This is a genomic window from Rhodococcus ruitaii (genome assembly GCF_055230935.1).
Genome location: NZ_JBUYWC010000004.1, coordinates 307874 through 325303, shown reverse-complemented (window position 1 = coordinate 325303; position 17430 = coordinate 307874). Strand labels below are relative to the sequence as shown.

The following is a 17430-nucleotide window of genomic DNA, read 5'->3' as shown; positions in this document are numbered from 1 at the left end:
TGATCCACATTTTCCGATGGCGTACACGCGCTATCGGCCTCGTGCAGTGCGAATTCAGGAGAAACGTATGAAACGGCGAATCACCGGCATGGTCGGTCTCATCGGAACAGCAGCACTTCTTGTGGGATGCTCGCAAGAATCCGGGGAAAACGAGGAGGCGGGTACCGTCACCGAATCCATCACCGTGACACACGCGTTCGGTGAGACGGTTGTCGAGTCCGAGCCCCAGAGGATCGTCGCGTTGGGGGTCACCGCGACCGACGCTGCACTGGCGTTGGGAGGCACGCTGGTGGGAGCGGCCGCCAGCCCCGTCAGCGCCAGCGGAATCTCACCGTGGCAGGAGGGCCTGCTGGATCCGGCATCGACCACGCTGCTGCAGATGGATCAGGTCGGCGGATACGACTACGAGCAAATCCTCGCGCTCGACCCCGACCTTGTGCTCGCGCAGGAGGCCGGCAACGCGGAGGCGATCTACGACGAACTCGGTGACGTGGTCCCCGTGATCCCGTTCCACGAGACCGCGTTCGGCGATTCCTGGCAGACCGTCACCCAAGACGTCGCAACGATCCTCGGCGAAGAAGAGGCGGGCGACGAACTCGTTGCATCCGTCGAATCCGCCTCCGGCGCTCCGGACGGCCTGGACGGGAAGACCTGGCTGTTCCTCGCTGCTCCGGCACCGGGACTGGTCAATGTGATCAACAATGCGGGCGACCCGATGTCCCAGTTCTTCGCCCGCTACGGCATGGAGATCTCCCCGGAGGTACTTGCGCTCGAAGACAACGTCCAGAATCCGGGGACTGCGGTGGTCTCCGAGGAGAATTACGGGGTGCTCGACGCGGATCTCGTGATCGTCGCGGCCGGATCGGACGAGGCGAGCTCTCAGCTCCTCGGGTCGCCTACCTTCTCGGCGGTGTCGGCCGTCGTCGACGGACGCACCTGGGTGACGGACATGACGGTCGCCATGGCCCTACGTTCGCCGACGGTGCTGGCGGTGCCGTGGGTCGCCGATCAGCTGCAGCCGAAGCTCGAGACGGTGGCAGCCCGATGAGCACTCGTGAGTGCCGAGCCCCAAGTGGCGCCGTCGAGCGCTCGGCCACCTAGGATGAACGCGTGGACCTGCATCTCGTGACTTACTTCGTGGCCGTCATCGACCACGGTGGAATCACGAAAGCATCCCAGGCTCTGTATATTTCACAGCCATCACTGTCGCAGGCCATTCGGAACTTCGAGCGCCGGTTGGGCACCACCCTCTTCGACCGGACCGGCCGGCGCCTCACCTTGACCGAGGACGGCCGCACCCTCGAAGTCGCGGCACGTCGTATTCTCGCCGACGTCGAACGCGCGAAGAGCAAGGTCGCCGCGGTCCGCGAGCTCGAAACCGGTCGCATCCAGATCGTGACCTACTCCGCGTTCTCCATCCATCCCGTCGTCGAACTCGTCCGACGGTTCCGGGACCGTCATCCCGGCGTCATGGTGGCGATCTCCGACTCCGACGGCCCGGCCGGTGTGCACTCCGCACTCCGACGCGGCGAGGCCGAGATCGGACTGACCGACCTGTCGGCCGAGCATGCCGGCATGATCACCGTTCCCCTCCTCGAACAGGAGATGGTCCTCGCCCTGCATCCCGACCTCGCGGCCGAGCTTCCCGACCCGGTCCCGCGCGAGGTCGTCCGCACGGTTCCCCTGGTCATCGACCTGGGATCACCCGCCGACGCTGCGAAATCCGGGGAGCTGCTGGGCTTCGACAACGTCGTCGTCGACTGCGCTCACCCCACCGCCATCTGGGAGTTCGTGATGCGTGGTACCGGAGCAACCGTGATGCCCCGGCAGGTCGCCGAGAAGCAGATACCCGGCGCCACCGTCCTGCGGCTCGACCCGCCGCTGCACCGTCCCGTCGGACTCGTCCTGCGAGCCGGGGAACCGTCACCGGCAGCGGCTGCCTTCATCGCGGCCGCAACCGGCACGAAACCGGGAGCGTAGACGATGGAATTCCGCCAGATCGAATACTTCCTTGCGGTCGTCGAGAACGATGGCATCAACGGCGCAGCCGCCGCGCTCGGAGTCGCGCAGCCGACGGTGTCACAGGCGCTGCGCAGCCTGGAACGCGAGCTGAGCGTGCAGCTGTTCCACCGCATCGGCCGCGGCATGGTTCTCACCGCTGCCGGACACACCCTCATCGGACCGAGCCGCCAGATTCTGCGTGACGTCGCGGGGGTGGAGGAGCTGTTGACCTCGCATTCCGCCGAGGTCACCGGCCGTCTCGACCTGATGGTGTTCCCCGCCCTCGCCACCGGCCCGATCATCGATCTGGTGGCTCGGTTCCGGCGCACCCACCCCAAAGCGACGGTGCGCTTCGGCGATCTCCGCAACGAGGGTGACTCTGCATCGGTGATCCGCGACGGGCACTGCGAGTTCGTGGTCGCGCACCTACCGCTCGAGAACGGCTTCGGACTCGAGGTGATCGAACTGGACGAGCAGGAATACTGGCTTGCGTATCCGCCGGGAACCGAACTCCCACCCGGACCGGTAGCCCTGTCCTCGCTGCCCCCGATCCCCATGGTGTTTGTGCCGCGCGGAGGTGGCATCCTGAGCGACGCGATGGACCGCGAGATGAACCGGAACGATGCCGCGCCGCGCATCGCCGCGGTCACCGATCACCGGGAAGCACGACCCCCGATGGTGTTGGCAGGGCTCGGCGGGTCGCTGCTGGAGCGTTCGATCGCGGAATCGGTCCGCGACATCGCCGTGGTGCGACCGTGCGAGCCAACCTTCACCCGCACGGTTGCCCTTGCGTACGACCCCGCGACGCTGTCGAAGGCCGGTCGCGCATTCGTCGACCTCGTGAAGTCTTCGACCGATCAGCCCTGAGATGATTCGAACGACGAACGATCGGTGACACCGGCCGGGTCGGGGATCACGATGGTAGGTACCATTCCCTCTCCTGGACCGAGATGACAATCATGTCCACATCCACCCCTGAACAATCGTCTCCTCCTGTCGCCGACATTGACGCGATCGACACCTACGCACAGCGCATCATCGACGCCGCCCTCGGCGCGATCGACGTGTTCGCCATCTTTCTCGGCGACCGACTCGGCTGGTACCGCAGTCTCGCGTCCGACGGCCCGGCCACGGCCGACGAACTCGCCGCCCGCACCGGAACCCACCCGCGGTATGCGCGCGAGTGGCTCGAACAGCAGGCAGTAACCGGGCTGCTCTGCGTCGACCACGACGAACCCCCGCATTTCACACTGTCGCCCGCCGGAGCGGAAGTACTCACCGATGAGCGCAGTCTGGCGTATCTGACTCCGCTGCCGCGCCTCCTCACCAGCGGCGCCATGCAGATCCCAGCCCTGCTCGAGGCGTACCGCACGGGCGGTGGCGTCGGTTGGGCGCGCTACGGTAGAGATGCACGCGAGTCGCAGTCCGACGTGAACCGCCCGTGGTTCGAGTTGGCGCTGCCCGGGGCCCTGCAATCGGTGCCGGAGGTCGACGGACTGCTCCAGACCCCGGGCGCTGCGATCGCCGATATCGGTTGCGGCGGTGGATGGTCCACTATCGCCCTTGCTCGGGCTTATCCGAACGCTACGTTGCACGGATTCGACATCGACACCGACACGGTCGAACTCGCTCGCTCGAATGTGTCGTCTGAACCCGATGTAGCACAAAGGATCACGATCACCGAAGCGGACGCATCCGGCCTGCCCGAGTCGTCTTTCCGAATGGTGTTCGCATTCGAGTGCATCCACGACATGCCGCAGCCGGTACAGGTGCTCGCGGCAGCACGTCGCGCACTCGTGCCGGGTGGCGCGGTGGTCGTGATGGATGAGGCCGTCGGGGAGGAGTTCACCGCGCCGGGCGACGACGTCGAACGGCTCATGTACGGATACAGTCTGACGGTCTGCCTCCCCGACGGGATGAGTCATCAGCCGAGCGTGGGGACGGGCACTGTCATGCGCCCCGCAACTCTGCGGAAGTACGCGCAGGAGGCGGGCTTCACCCGGATGGACGTCCTCCCGATCGAGGACTTCAGTTTCTTCCGGTTCTACCGACTGTCGAACGGGTGATCCGTCGCAGCATCCTCTCGACACCGGCGCAGCGTGTGTCGTGGATCCGGGGGCCTCGGTGTGTGCGCTTCCCTGCACATACCGAGGCCCCCGGACGACGATTCGATTCCTGGTCAGGCGGTCGCGCCGACCGACTGCTCGAGTGTCGATTTCGCCCAGCGGTAGTCGGCTTTGCCCGCGGGGGAGCGCAGGATCTCCGGGACGACTACCACGTGCCGGGGCACCTTGTACCCGGCGATGACGGTCCGGCAGTGCTCGGCGAGTTCCTCTTGCGTCGGCTCCGGTGCACCTGCGCGCAACTGCACGACCACGGAGACCGTCTCCCCCAGACGTGGATCCGGCACGCCGGTGACGAGCGCATCCTCCACAGCGGGGTGCCCCTTGACGGCTTCTTCGACCTCTTCGGCGTAGATCTTCTCGCCGCCGCTGTTGATACAGGCCGAGCCTCGTCCGAGCACGACGATCGAGCCGTCGGCCTCCACCGTGGCGAGGTCACCGAGCAGAGACATTCGCGTTCCGTCCACGACGGGGAAGGTGGCAGCGGTCTTCTCGGGGTCGTTGTAGTAGCCGACCGGTACGTGACCGACCCGCGCAAGGTAGCCGATGACGTCGGACCCCGGCTCGATCGTCGTGTAGTCGGTGTCGACGACGCGCACCTTCGGGGAGGCCGGGAGGCGCTGCTTCCCGTCCTCGCCGGGAGTGAGAGCGCCATTGGCTCCCGATTCGGACGAGCCGAAGGAGTTGAGCAACATGACGTTGGGGAGCAGTTCCTTCAAGCGGTTGCGCACACTGACCGACCACAACGCACCCCCCGAACCGATGACGATCAGCGAGCTGAGGTCGAACTCGTCGCGACGCTCCGCGAGGACATCGGCGATGGGCCGGCTGATCGCATCTCCGACGACCATGAGCACGGCGGCCTTGTGCTCGTCGATCTGGCGGAGCGCCTCCGCGGGTTCGAAGTTCCGCATGATCACCTGCGGGAAGCCCATGAACAGCCCCATGAACACGGCGTACATGGCAGCACCGTGCATGAGCGGAGCGGTGACGACATACGTCAACGGGTGTTCATTGGCCGCAGCCGCGGCGGCGAGCGACTCGGGGCTGTCGTGCGGGTCGCCGTACGCGTTGCCACCGCCGAGCGCTGCGAAGTAGAAATCCTCGTGTCGCCACATCACGCCCTTGGGCATGCCGGTGGTGCCGCCCGTGTAGATGATGTAGAGGTCGTCGTTGCTGCGCGGCGGGAAGTCCCGCTTGTCTGACGCGCCCGCGACGGCGTCGTCGTACCGCACGACGGTGATCTCGGCACGCGCAGCCGCGTCGTCGAGCGCCGGTGTGGGGGCATCGCCGACGACCACGATGTGACGCAGATTCGGGCACTTGGGCAGGACCTCGGCGACGACGTCGGTCAGGTCTGCGTCCACGATGAGCGCGACGAGTTCGGCATTGTTGTAGAGGTACTCGAGTTCGGCACCTACGTAGCGGAAGTTGATATTGATCGGAACGGCCCTGACTTTCAGGGCGCCGAGCATAGTGTCGAGGTATTCGAGGCTGTTCCGCATGTGCAGCCCGACATGGTTTCCAGGTTCGACACCTGCGGCGGCGAGGTGATGCCCGATCCGGTTGGCGGCGGCGTCGTACTGCGCGTAGGTGTGTGATCGCTCGCCGCAGACGAGGGCTGTGCGATCGGGAATCGCGTCGACCACGGCTTCGGTGAGGTCGGCCAGATTCAGAGACATGGGACGGTTCCTTCCGATCAGTCCTGCGACGGCGCCGCTCACACCCCTGTCCGAAATGTGCCGTACGCCACTCTGGATAAAAAGTAGAACACATATCAGTTCTGGCTTCAACGGGGGTGTCCGACCAGCGGAAACATGGAACGGTCGGCGGGCAGACGCCCGCCGACCGTCGTCGGCGCCACTCAGTGCGCAGTCGGATCAGGACACGCGTTCGAACAGCGCCGCGAGGCCCTGGCCGCCGCCGATGCACATGGTCTCGAGTCCGTAGCGGCCCTCACGACGGTGTAGTTCGCGGGCGAGTGTCGCGAGCATGCGGCCGCCGGTCGCGCCGACCGGATGTCCGAGCGAAATTCCGGAGCCGTGGATGTTGGTGCGCTCGAAGTCTGCGGCACCGAACTTCCACTCGCGGGTCACTGCCAACGCCTGCGCCGCGAACGCCTCGTTGAGTTCGATGACGTCGACGTCGGCGAGGCCGATACCGGCCTTGGCAAGAGCGATCTCCGTGGCGGGAACGGGGCCGATACCCATGACCTTGGGCGCGACACCGGCCACACCCCAGCACACCAGACGCACGAGCGGGGTCAGGCCCAGCTCCGCAGCCTTCTCCGGGGTTGTCACGATCGCCATCGACGCGGCATCGTTCTGCCCGCTGGCGTTGCCGGCAGTGACGGTGGCGTCCGGATCCTGCTTGCCCATGATCGGACGCAGCGCCGAGAGAGTCTCGACGGTGGTGTCGGCTCGGGGATGCTCGTCGGTGTCGATGATCTGGTCGCCCTTACGCGAGGGCACGGTGACCGGGATGATCTCCTCGGCGAGGATGCCGGCCTGCTGAGCGGCCACCGCGCGGCGGTGCGACTCCGCGGCGAGCTCATCCTGCTCCTGACGGGTGATGCCGTACTCGGCGCGCAGGTTCTCGGCGGTCTCGATCATGCCGCCGGGGACGGGGTAGTGCTTGCCGCCCGCGGTCGAGCGCGCCCGGACGAGACCGTCGTGCATCTGCACACCGGTGCGTGCACCGCCCCAGCGGATGTCCGTCGAGTAGAACGCCGCGTTGCTCATCGACTCGGCGCCACCGGCCACGACCAGCTCGTTGTCACCGGTGCCGACCTGAAGCGCGGCCTGGATCACAGCCTGCAGTCCGGAGCCGCAGCGACGGTCGATGTGCATGCCGGGCACGCTGACCGGAAGACCCGCGTCGAGAGCGACGACACGACCGATGGCCGGGGCCTCACTGTTGGCGTTGCAGTGGCCGAGGATGACGTCGCCGACCTCGTCGGGAGACACACCCGTCCGCTCGAGCAGACCCTTCAGAGCCGTGACACCGAGATCGACCGCGGTCAGGGACTGGAACATCCCGCCGTAGCGGCCGATGGGGGTACGGACCGGCTCGCAGATGACAACTTCGCGCATGATGACCTTTCTGGAATGAGAGTGGCGGGAACCGTCACATGAAGCGGCCGCCGGTGACCTCGAGAACCGTGCCTGTCATATAGGACGACATGTCGGAGGCGAGGAACAGTGCCACCGAAGCGATTTCGTCGACCTCGCCCGGACGGCCCATCGGGATCTCCGCCATCTTCTGGTCCCACGCTTTCTGCGGCATGGCCTCGGTCATCGCCGAACGGATCAGGCCGGGCGCGATGGCGTTGACACGCACACCGTGGTGCGCCATTTCCTTCGCGGCGGCTTTGGTGAGACCGACGATGCCGGCCTTCGCGGCGGAGTAGTTGGTCTGGCCGACCATGCCCACCTTGCCGGACAGCGACGAGATGTTGACGATCGCGCCGCGCTTGGCATCACGCATGATCGCGGCAGCCTTACGGGTGCCGTGCCACGTGCCCTTGAGATGCACCGAGATGACGAGATCGAAATCTTCCTCGGTCATCGTGCGCATCGTCGCGTCGCGGGTGATACCGGCGTTGTTGACCACGACGTCGAGAGAACCGAAGCCGTCGACCGCCTCTGCAAGGAGGGTGTTCCAGTCTGCGGATTCGACGACGTCCGCCTTCACCGCACGCGCGACGTCTCGACCGCCGAGTTTCTCCGCTGCTGCGGTAGCGGCGTCGAGGTCGAGGTCGCCGATGACGACGCGAGCACCGGCATCGACGAAGTTCTGGGCGATCGCGAAGCCGATACCCTGGGCGCCACCTGTGATCACGGCGGTACGGTTCTCCAAAAGCGACATCTGGAATCCTTTCGAGGGGAACTGAGTTGTCCCCGGAACGGGTCGATGCCCCCGAATATATCCGCGTGACCGCACGAAATACCTTCCCGAATCCATCGAGACTGCCTATACGGGAATGGCGCCATTCGTATTGGACAGGGTCCGAGTGTGCCTCGAAAGTGGTAGCCATGACACTTGCGACTCCGACCCCCGAGGTCGACGAAGACGACTTCCGCGAGATCCTCGCCCAGACCCGCGCGTTCGTGCGCAACGTCGTGCTCCCCCGCGAGCAGGAGATCGCCGACACCAACGCGATTCCCGACGACATCCGTCAGGCTGCCAAGAACATGGGTCTGTTCGGCTACGCCGTCCCGCAGGCGTGGGGCGGTCTCGGCCTGAACCTCCAGCAGGACGCCGAACTCGCAATGGAACTCGGCTACACCACTCTGGCATTGCGGTCGATGTTCGGCACCAACAACGGTATTGCCGGCCAGGTCATCGTCAATTTCGGGACGGACGAGCAGAAAAAGCAGTGGCTCGAAGGTATCGCCTCGGGCGACGTCGTCGCCTCATTCGCACTCACCGAGCCCGGCGCCGGCTCCAACCCGTCGGGCCTGCGCACCAAGGCCATCCGCGACGGCGACGACTGGATCATCACCGGCGCGAAGCGCTTCATCACCAACGCGCCGCTCGCCGATCTGTTCATCGTGTTCGCCCGCACCCGCCCGGCCGACGAGAACGGAACCGGCATCGCGGTGTTCCTCGTCCCCGCCGACACCGACGGCGTGCAGGTCGGAAACAAGGACGCCAAGATGGGCCAGGAAGGCGCCTGGACCGCGGATGTGCATTTGGACGATGTCCGCGTGCCGAACTCCGCGCTCGTCGGCGGCAGCGAAGACGTCGGATACAAGGCTGCGATGGTCTCCCTCGCGCGCGGTCGCGTGCACATCGCCGCGCTGTCGGTCGGCCAGGCACAACGGGCCCTCGACGAGTCCGTCGAATACGCCGCCACCGCCACGCAGGGCGGCAACCCGATCGGCAACTTCCAGCTCGTGCAGGCGATGCTCGCCGACCAGCAGACCGGTGTCATGGCCGGCCGCGCCCTGGTGCGCGACGCCGCGCGCGCGTGGGTCGAGGAAACCGACCGCCGAATCGCTCCGTCGGTCGCGAAGTTGTACTGCACCGAGATGGTCGGCAAGGTCGCCGATCTCGCGGTGCAGATCCACGGCGGTACCGGTTACATGCGTGAGGTTCCGGTCGAGCGCATCTACCGCGACGTGCGGCTGCTGCGGCTGTACGAGGGCACCAGCGAGATCCAGCGCCTGATCATCGGCGGCGGACTCGTCAAACAGGCCCAGCGCTCGCCGTAACCGCTTCACACAGGGGCAGCCACATCCCGTCGACGGGGTGTGGCTGCCTCCTTCGCGCGCGGAACTATGATTCCATGAAATACGCGGCGCGCAGATCGGTGCCCTTCACTACGGTCTGGTGTCCGGCACGCCATCCGCACAGCTGCGTCACATTGCCGACAACATTGCGATGCAGCACACGCACGCCCTTCGACACCCCGGTGGTACCACCGGTGTACGCGATATGCGCGACGTCGTCGCCGCGCACCTGCGCGGGCTCGAACTCGATGGAGTGACGCGCCAGCAGCGCGGGTGCCGTGACGGCAGCGACAGCTCCCGTCTCCTCGATCTGGCGTCGCAGACCCCGCCCTGGCTGAAGCGGATTGACGAGGGTCAACGTGGCACCGGCACGCAATGCGCCGTAGTAGGCGATGTGAAAATCGGCGCAGTTGCCCAGGCATCCGATGGAGTACGGACGGCATCCACGATCACGGCATCGCGCATGTGGATCGGTCCTTTTGTGACAGCGAACAAATCGGTCTGGTCTGCAATCCGGTGGAATGGACACCGGCAAACTGCGACTATGCCGACTTCGCCAGCACCTCGCCCCGGATGATCTTGCGGTCGCGTTCGGGATTGGCGAACACCAGCACAAGCACCGCGGCGATGGCACCGAAGCCGTAGCCGATGGAGACGACCGCAACCGCGAGGGCCGGGGTGCCGATCGACGGCAGGAAGACCAGAATCGTGCCGCAGATGAGCACACCGACGGCGGGAACAATGATGCGGACCACGCGGGAGGTATGGCCGCATCCACGCATGCGGCCGGTGACGGTGCCCGACGAGATCATCAGGAAGAGCACGACGATGGACGGCAGGGCGAACATCGAACCGGCCTGCAGAGCGCTGTAGCCGAGGCCCACTTCGAAGTAGGACGGCAATCAGGTGAGCACTACGGTGGTGAGCCCGTAGACGACCACAATCAGAATTACGCAGGTCACGAAGGTGCGAGTGAGGAAGATCTTGCGCCACCGCACGGACGGTTCGGTCGGCACGGACGCCACCGCGGTATCGGCGCTCTTGACCGTTTTGGTGGTGTAGGGGCCTTCCTTGAAGAGGGAACCCAGAAGACGATCCACACGAGGCCGAGAACTGACAGCGCAACGATGGCCATCCGCTAGCCGTACTCGACGGTGATGAAGGCCAGGATCGGTGCGAGCGCGAGCAGCGCCCACTCGAGGGTCAGCTTCTTCTCGAGCGGTCTGGCGAGGAAGCCGCCGACCGTGAAGGTCACGAAGAACAGCGAGCCGACCAGGCCGATCTGCGAGGCGTCCATGCCGAACTCGCGAGCAAGCGGCTGAGCGATGATGCCGAGTGCGGATTATCACGCCTGACGTTGGACTTCATTCAACGTGACGGAGCTCACCGAACACAAAGAGTTCTACGCGATCCGAACGATCATCAGAACCTATGACCCGTCACAACCGAGGCGGGATATTGATCTGCGCTAACCGACCGATAGCCGATCGGCGCTGGTCTACCCCGGAAACCTGTTGCATGCTGGCTGGGAACCGATTCGGGTCACGCGTGCCCGAACACACGTGACGGACGAGGACAGTGACGCCATGAACTCCACCGCCTCCACAGACCAGTTGCCCTCGTCCACCGCCCCACTTGCGGGTGTGCGCGTAGTCGAAGTGTCGAGTTTCGTCGCCGCGCCCCTGTGCGGCATGACGCTGGCGCACCTCGGCGCCGACGTCATCCGCGTAGACCCGATCGGCGGAGCAGCCGACTACCACCGATGGCCCCTGACCGAAGACGACGAGTCCATCTACTGGGCCGGCCTGAACAAAGGCAAACGATCATTCGCCGCCGACTTCCGTGACACTCAGGCACGCAATATCATTCGAGATCTCATCATCGACGCCGGTGTACTCGTCACCAACGCGGCCGGACGCGACTGGCTCGACTACGACGAACTCGCCGCGATCCGGCCCGATCTGATCCACGTCCAGGTCCTCGGACGGGCCGACGGCACCGGCGCCGTCGACTACACCGTCAACGCCGCCGCCGGATTCCCACAGGTGACCGGACCCGAGAATCTCGATGGCCCCGTCAACCACGTACTCCCCGCATGGGACGTCTCTTGCGGCCTCTACGCGGCACTCTCGGTCGCGTCGGCTGTCTACCGACGCGAGATCACCGGCGCCGGAACCAAGATCGTGCTGCCGCTCGAGGATGTCGCCTTCGCCACCGCAGGCAACCTCGGCTATCTTGCCGAAGCGCAGCTCGGCCTTCCCGGACGCGGCCGCTTCGGCAACGCCGTCTACGGCACCTACGGCTCCGACTTCACCACCTCAGACGGCGCTCGCATCATGATCGTCGCCCTGACCCCGCGACACTTCCGCGACCTGACCGAGCTCACCGGAACCACCTCGGCCGCAGCTGCTCTCGAGGCCGCGCTCGGCGTCGACTTCCGCGACGAAGGTGTCCGTTTCGAACACCGCGAGGTGCTGAACGGCTTGGTCGCCAAATGGTTCCGTGAACACACCGTTGCCGAGGCAGAGGCAGCGCTCGACGGCACCTCCATCCTGCACGAGCGCTACCGCACGTTCGCCGAACTCGCCACCGACCCACGCGTGACGAACAATCCGATGTTCCAGAAGATCGACCAGCCGCGCATCGGCACGCATCTCGCACCGAGCACACCGATGTCGTTCGACGGTGAGCACCCTCCCGTGCGCATCGCCCCCGCCAACGGCGACGACACCGCCGGGATCCTCGCCGAACATCTCGGCCTCACCGACGACGAGATCGACGCACTCGCCGCCGCCGGCTCTGTCCGCACCAAACAGAAGGACAACGCATGACCCGCCTCGCCCAGACGATCGGCCTGACAGAGTTCCAGACCGAGATCCTTGACAACGTGCGACGCTTCGTCGACCGTGAGATCATCCCGAGCGCACAGGAACTCGAGCACTCCGACACCTACCCGCAGGCGATCGTCGATCAGATGCGCGAGATGGGTCTGTTCGGTCTGATGATCCCCGAGGAGTACGGCGGACTCGGCGAGTCACTGCTCACCTACGCCCTGTGCGTCGAGGAACTCGCGCGGGGCTGGATGAGCGTCTCCGGCGTCATCAACACGCACTTCATCGTCGCGTACATGATCCGCCAGCACGGAACCGAGGCGCAGAAGCAGCACTTCCTGCCTCGCATGGCGACCGGCGAGGTGCGCGGGGCGTTCTCGATGTCCGAGCCCGAACTCGGCTCCGACGTCGCTGCGATCCGCATGAAGGCCAAGCTCGATGCCGACGGCAACTACGTCCTCAACGGCCAGAAGATGTGGCTGACCAACGGCGGTAGCTCCACCCTCGTCGCCGCGCTCGTCCGTACCGAAGAGGGAGCCGACAAGCCACACCAGAACCTCACCACGTTCCTCGTCGAGAAGCCTGCCGGCTTCGGCGAGGTGGCACCCGGGCTGACCATCCCCGGCAAGATCGACAAGATGGGCTACAAGGGCATCGACACGACCGAACTGGTCTTCGACGACTATCACGCCTCCGCCGACACCATCCTCGGCGGCGCTCCCGGTCGTGGCTTCTTCCAGATGATGGACGGCGTCGAGGTCGGTCGCGTCAATGTCTCCGCCCGCGCGTGCGGTGTCGCGATCCGCGCATTCGAGCTCGCAGCACGGTATTCGCAACAGCGCACCACGTTCGGCAAGCCGATCGCACAGCATCAGGCGATCGCGTTCTCCCTCGCCGAGATGGCGACCAAGGTCGAGGCCGCGCACCTGATGATGGTCAACTCTGCACGCCTGAAGGATTCGGGTGAGCGCAACGACGTCGCGGCCGGCATGGCCAAATACCTGACGAGCGAATACTGCTCCGAGGTGACACAGGCGAGTTTCCGCATCCACGGTGGCTACGGCTACTCCAAGGAGTACGAGATCGAGCGGCTCATGCGTGAGGCGCCGTTCCTGCTCATCGGTGAGGGCACCAGCGAGATCCAGAAGACGATTATCAGCAAGGGCATCCTCCGCGAGTACGCGCTGTAGTCCGGCAATCCGCTGTCACGCATACCAGAAGGAATAGCTTTGCAGCATACGATGTTCAACGGGGGTAACGAGCGTCGGGAGACCGGTTCGCACCTTCATCGCGAAGGAAGTCGTCCCGGTCTACGGCACTTCAATTCCTGATACTCCGCCATCAACTTGGAGCTCGGTTCCGGTGGTGAAGGTGGCATCGAAAGCGAGGAAAAGCGCGGCTCGAGCAATCTCGTCGGGCGTGCCGTGTCGCTTCATCGGGGTGACCTGATCACCGATCTGACGGATCGCAGCCCGTTCTTCGGGCGTGGCGCTGGCGATACCGAGGGTCGGCGTATCGACGAATCCTGGTGCGATCGTGTTCACCCGGATGTTCTGCGTGACCAACTCGGCGGCCATGGTGTGAGCGAAGGCTCGAACGGCGGCCTTGGTAGCGGCGTAAACAGCCATGCCACGTGACGCACTACCTGCGGTAACGGTGGTGAACACGACCCCGCCGCCGGGCTTGACCAGCGGGATCAATCGCTGGGAGACGAAGAAGGAGCCCTTCGCGTTGACATCGAAATGCCGATCCCACGACGCTTCGGTCACCTCGGTGTACGGCTGAAATTCCGCGACACCGACATTGATGAACAGTGCATCCAAGGAACCGAACATTTCACCCACGTGATCCGCCAGCTCATCGATGTGGTCCCTGTCCGTGACGTCGCTGACTATCGCCGTACCCCTCTGGCCGAGTACCCCTGCCGCAGATTGCACGTTGTCGGCGTTGCGGCCGGTGACGACAACTCGAGCGCCGCTGGCCACCAGCTGTTCGGCGATCGCCAGCCCGACTCCGTGGGTTCCACCGATGATCAGGGCCCGCCGGCACTCATGGTCGACGCTTTGCTTGTGCACTTCGCTGCTGGTTCTGTTCACGAGCCTAACCTTCCATCCGTAACTTACGGATGGTAGCTTAAGTCGCATGATGCGAACTGGCAACTATTCGACGAAGAATCCCGCGTGGTTCGAGGCTTCCTTGCTGATCGAGCCGAGGGGGTCACACGTCAGCCGGCTTGATCGCGCGGATCATCCACGATCCGACTACGCGGTTACGCTCGGTAGATTCAGGATGCAGGGGTACGGCGAGACGGAGGACCGGAAAATGGGACGACGGCTTCCTAAGAATGCCCGCAGGGCGCAGCTTCTCGATGTCGCATACGAGATCATCAAGAGCGATGGAACCGATTCGCTGACACTGGCGCGACTCGCCGAGAGCGCCGGCGTCAGTAAACCGATCGCCTATGATCACTTCGGTACTCGCGCCGGACTACTGGCTGGTCTGTTCCGCTACTTCGATGAGCAACAGATCGAGCGCATGCGTGCCGCTCTCGCCAGTGGCGGCGATTCACTCGAGGAGACCACCAGAATCGCGGCCGCGGGGTACATGGACTGTGCGCTTTCGACCGGACCGGAATACGAGGAGATCTGCGCGGCGCTGTTGGCCTACGAGGAGACGAAAGATTTCCTGCAGGAGTCGCGCAATCGTTTCATCGAGGAGTACCACCAGGTCTTCTCTCCGTTCATCAACCTCGAAGGCACTCCGGGGCGAGGTGTGCTCAGCGCGCTGGTCGGTTCTGCTGAGGCTCTCGCCCGCGACGCTCATCACGACTTACTCAGCCGCGCCGAAGCAACCGGCGCGTTGGCCGAGATCATGCTGGCTGTCCTGTCATCACGTCCGCAGCGGAAGAACTCGGTATCGACAACGAGACGGGCGTGGCGATGAGAGCAGTAGTGGTGACTGGACCAAAGCGGTCCTGGTTGATTCAGGATCTTCCCATGCCTGTACCAGGCGCGGGCCAGGTACGAATTCGCAGTCGCGCGAGCAGCGTGTGTCGCAACGATCTCAGCCAAGCAGTAGGGACACCGGGCCACGAAGTCGCAGGCGAGGTCGTGGAACTCGGCGACGGTGTGACAAACCGGCAAGTCGGAGATCGCGTGGGCGTGACACTATGGCAGTCCGCGTGTGGTCGTTGCGAATGGTGTCGGCGCCAGCGACCGCTGTACTGCACCAACAGAATCGGAACAAGCATTCATCGCGCCGGCGGCCACGCTGAGTTCCTGCTCGCGGATGCAGAGTCCACCGTCTTGCTGCCTGACACGCTGCCCTTCGAGCACGCAGCGCCGATTCTGTGTGCCGGGTATACCGCCTATGCAGGACTTCGGGCAGCTGATCCACAACCTGGTGATCGCATCGCCGTAGTCGGAATCGGCGGGCTCGGGCATCTGGCGATTCAGTACGCCAAAGCTATGGGATTCCAAACGTTCGCGATCTCCGGATCGGCCGATAAGGAGGACATTGCTCACCGCCTCGGCGCTGACGAGTTCTTCTCCGATGCTGCAGAACTCGCGAGCGTGGGCGGGGCCGACGTCGTACTCGCGACCAGCAATGACATGCGTACCCAAAGCGACGCAATCGAGGCGCTGAGACCAGAGGGACGATTGGTCGTAATGGGTATGGGTGCCGAACCTCTCACCCTGAACGTCGGCGAACTTGTCGTGAAGCGACTTCGCGTAGTTGGCAGCCAGCACAACAATCCTGAGCATCTCTATGAGGCGCTCGAGATCGCAGCTACCGGCGAAGTCACGGCAGTCACGGAGACGTATCTCCTTGACGATGCCGCATTCGCTCGGCAGCGTCTGCTCGACGGCGAAGTCCGGTTCCGCGCAGTTCTGACACCCTGAAGGTACCGATCGGTCTGCGACAACTACGGCACGCGCAAGACCCTGAAGTCACGAAAAAATTTGTGGCACAAAGTTTTACCGACTAGAGGAACACCTGATCCATCACCAGCACCGTACCCAGCACGATCATCACCGCGCCCGACACCCGGCTCACAATCGTTGCTACCGCCGGGCGGGCGCGGAGCACGCGCTTCGCCCCCGCTCCGACACCCAGGTACACCACAGCACACGTGATCACGTGCACCACACCGAGCATCGCGATCTGCGCGGCGAGCGGCCACGGTTCGGCCGGATCGGTGAACTGAGGAAGCAGCGCCAGGAGCAACAGGAACACCTTCGGGTTGAGGCCACTGACCCCCACACCTTTGATCGTCTGCCGCGTCCACGAGTCGGTGCCACCGAGCCCACCTTCCACCGGGGTCGACGGACTCGTGAGCATTCCCACCCCGAGCCACATCAGGTACGCAGCGCCGACGATCGACAGGACCGCGAGCAACACCGGCGACTGCGCGAGCACAGCCGCGACGCCGGCGGCGACGACCGCGGTCATCGCGAGGTGCCCGAGCAGCATCCCGCTGACAGCAGGAACGACACTCCGATACCGCAGTCCAGCGGTGATCGCGTAAGCCCAGTCCGCGCCCGGCGTGAGCACGAACAGTACGGACACCATCCAGAACGCAGCCACGACACCGGTAGCCATTGGTCACCTCGTTTCCATGAATCGGACCCGGCGACGAGCCCCAGGGAAAGATTAGGAACTCCTCCGCGGAATGTGTTTGCAAGTACTTCCCCGCGAGGCGCACTTTGGGGGAAGATCTTCGATATGGACGCAATCGACAGGGAAATTCTTGCGGAGCTTCAGAAAGACGGTCGACTCACCATTACCGAGCTCGCTGACCGAGTGCGTCTGAGCATCTCGCCCTGCCACCGTCGCCTACGCGCACTGGAACGCGACGGAGCGATCAGCGGATACCACGCACAGCTCGACGCATATGCTCTCGGCCTCACCTTCGAATCGCTGGTGTTCGTCACGATGCACACTGCGGAACGCATCACTCTCGACGCATTCGAGACGGCCGTGGCGACGATTCCCAACGTGATTCAGGCGCAACGCTTGTTCGGCGACCCGGACTACCTCCTACGCGTCCTCACCCGCGACCTGTCGGCCTACCAGGCGCTCTACGACGAACAGCTCTCTGCGCTCCCCGGCGTCCAACGATTGAGCTCGACGCTCGTCATGAAACGTGTCGTGGAGAATCGACCCCTGCCTCTGTGAACGGTTCCGTCGTCGAGCGGTGGGGGACCCGAAAGGACACGGTCATCGAGGGCCGCTACTCTT

At 64.7% G+C, this 17430-nt stretch carries 15 protein-coding genes and 2 pseudogenes; 10 read left to right on the top strand and 7 right to left on the bottom strand.

Features of this window, described 5'->3' with window-relative positions; genetic code table 11:
• The first annotated feature begins 67 nt into the window (after nt 1-67).
• The 4 genes from ACZI8W_RS07385 (at nt 68) to ACZI8W_RS07370 (ending at nt 4067) form a co-directional block, all read left to right on the top strand.
• Complete coding sequence (locus ACZI8W_RS07385; RefSeq protein WP_463367831.1) at nt 68-1048, top strand: ABC transporter substrate-binding protein; 981 nt, start codon at nt 68-70, stop codon at nt 1046-1048.
• A gap of 62 nt (nt 1049-1110) precedes the next feature.
• Entirely contained in the window at nt 1111-1980 is an 870-nt protein-coding gene (locus ACZI8W_RS07380) for a LysR family transcriptional regulator (RefSeq protein ID WP_463367830.1), read from the top strand.
• Between the two features lie 3 nt (nt 1981-1983).
• Nucleotides 1984-2868: a LysR family transcriptional regulator gene (locus tag ACZI8W_RS07375; RefSeq protein WP_463367829.1), complete on the top strand. Its 885-nt coding sequence runs from the start codon at nt 1984-1986 to the stop codon at nt 2866-2868.
• A gap of 92 nt (nt 2869-2960) precedes the next feature.
• Complete coding sequence (locus ACZI8W_RS07370) at nt 2961-4067, top strand: class I SAM-dependent methyltransferase (protein WP_463367828.1); 1107 nt, start codon at nt 2961-2963, stop codon at nt 4065-4067.
• Between the two features lie 113 nt (nt 4068-4180).
• On the opposite strand, the gene ACZI8W_RS07365 is transcribed toward ACZI8W_RS07370, so the two are convergent.
• The 3 genes from ACZI8W_RS07365 to fabG form a co-directional block, all read right to left on the bottom strand.
• On the bottom strand, nt 4181-5806 hold the full coding sequence (locus ACZI8W_RS07365; protein ID WP_463367827.1) for an acyl-CoA synthetase: 1626 nt from the start codon (nt 5804-5806) through the stop codon (nt 4181-4183).
• Between the two features lie 198 nt (nt 5807-6004).
• A complete protein-coding gene (locus ACZI8W_RS07360) occupies nt 6005-7216 on the bottom strand; it encodes an acetyl-CoA C-acetyltransferase (protein WP_463367826.1) in 1212 nt (403 codons plus the stop codon).
• A gap of 34 nt (nt 7217-7250) precedes the next feature.
• On the bottom strand, nt 7251-7991 hold the full coding sequence (gene fabG / locus ACZI8W_RS07355) for a 3-oxoacyl-ACP reductase FabG (RefSeq protein ID WP_463367825.1): 741 nt from the start codon (nt 7989-7991) through the stop codon (nt 7251-7253).
• Nucleotides 7992-8158: 167 nt separating this feature from the next.
• Here fabG and ACZI8W_RS07350 point away from each other — a divergent pair, with 167 nt between their 5' ends.
• Nucleotides 8159-9340, top strand: a complete 1182-nt coding sequence (locus ACZI8W_RS07350) for an acyl-CoA dehydrogenase family protein (RefSeq protein WP_463367824.1) — start codon at nt 8159-8161, stop codon at nt 9338-9340.
• Nucleotides 9341-9428: 88 nt separating this feature from the next.
• Here ACZI8W_RS07350 and ACZI8W_RS07345 read toward each other — a convergent pair.
• Both ACZI8W_RS07345 and ACZI8W_RS07340 read right to left on the bottom strand, forming a co-directional pair.
• A pseudogene (locus ACZI8W_RS07345) lies at nt 9429-9776 on the bottom strand (AMP-binding protein); the annotation flags it as partial.
• A 124-nt stretch (nt 9777-9900) separates the two neighbouring features.
• Nucleotides 9901-10700 (bottom strand): annotated as a pseudogene (locus ACZI8W_RS07340) (MFS transporter); the annotation flags it as partial.
• Nucleotides 10701-10944: 244 nt separating this feature from the next.
• On the opposite strand from ACZI8W_RS07340, the gene ACZI8W_RS07335 reads away from it, so the two are divergent.
• Both ACZI8W_RS07335 and ACZI8W_RS07330 read left to right on the top strand, forming a co-directional pair.
• Nucleotides 10945-12189: a CoA transferase gene (locus ACZI8W_RS07335; protein ID WP_463367823.1), complete on the top strand. Its 1245-nt coding sequence runs from the start codon at nt 10945-10947 to the stop codon at nt 12187-12189.
• Complete coding sequence (locus ACZI8W_RS07330) at nt 12186-13379, top strand: acyl-CoA dehydrogenase family protein (RefSeq protein ID WP_463367822.1); 1194 nt, start codon at nt 12186-12188, stop codon at nt 13377-13379. Before ACZI8W_RS07335 ends, ACZI8W_RS07330 begins: the two co-directional genes overlap by 4 nt.
• 120 nt (nt 13380-13499) lie before the next feature.
• Here the strand turns inward: ACZI8W_RS07330 and ACZI8W_RS07325 are convergent, their stop codons facing one another.
• The gene (locus ACZI8W_RS07325) at nt 13500-14348 is read right to left on the bottom strand and encodes an SDR family oxidoreductase (protein WP_463367821.1); all 849 of its coding nucleotides are present in this window, start codon (nt 14346-14348) and stop codon (nt 13500-13502) included.
• A 163-nt stretch (nt 14349-14511) separates the two neighbouring features.
• Here ACZI8W_RS07325 and ACZI8W_RS07320 point away from each other — a divergent pair, with 163 nt between their 5' ends.
• Nucleotides 14512-15132, top strand: a complete 621-nt coding sequence (locus ACZI8W_RS07320) for a TetR/AcrR family transcriptional regulator (protein WP_463367820.1) — start codon at nt 14512-14514, stop codon at nt 15130-15132.
• Nucleotides 15129-16091, top strand: a complete 963-nt coding sequence (locus ACZI8W_RS07315; RefSeq protein WP_463367940.1) for a zinc-binding dehydrogenase — start codon at nt 15129-15131, stop codon at nt 16089-16091. The genes ACZI8W_RS07320 and ACZI8W_RS07315 overlap by 4 nt, the downstream gene beginning before the upstream one ends.
• 82 nt (nt 16092-16173) lie before the next feature.
• Here the strand turns inward: ACZI8W_RS07315 and ACZI8W_RS07310 are convergent, their stop codons facing one another.
• Entirely contained in the window at nt 16174-16791 is a 618-nt protein-coding gene (locus ACZI8W_RS07310) for a LysE family translocator (protein ID WP_463367819.1), read from the bottom strand.
• 123 nt (nt 16792-16914) lie between these two features.
• Between ACZI8W_RS07310 and ACZI8W_RS07305 the strand changes: the two genes are divergently transcribed.
• On the top strand, nt 16915-17367 hold the full coding sequence (locus tag ACZI8W_RS07305) for an Lrp/AsnC family transcriptional regulator (protein ID WP_463367818.1): 453 nt from the start codon (nt 16915-16917) through the stop codon (nt 17365-17367).
• The last annotated feature ends 63 nt before the right edge of the window (nt 17368-17430 follow it).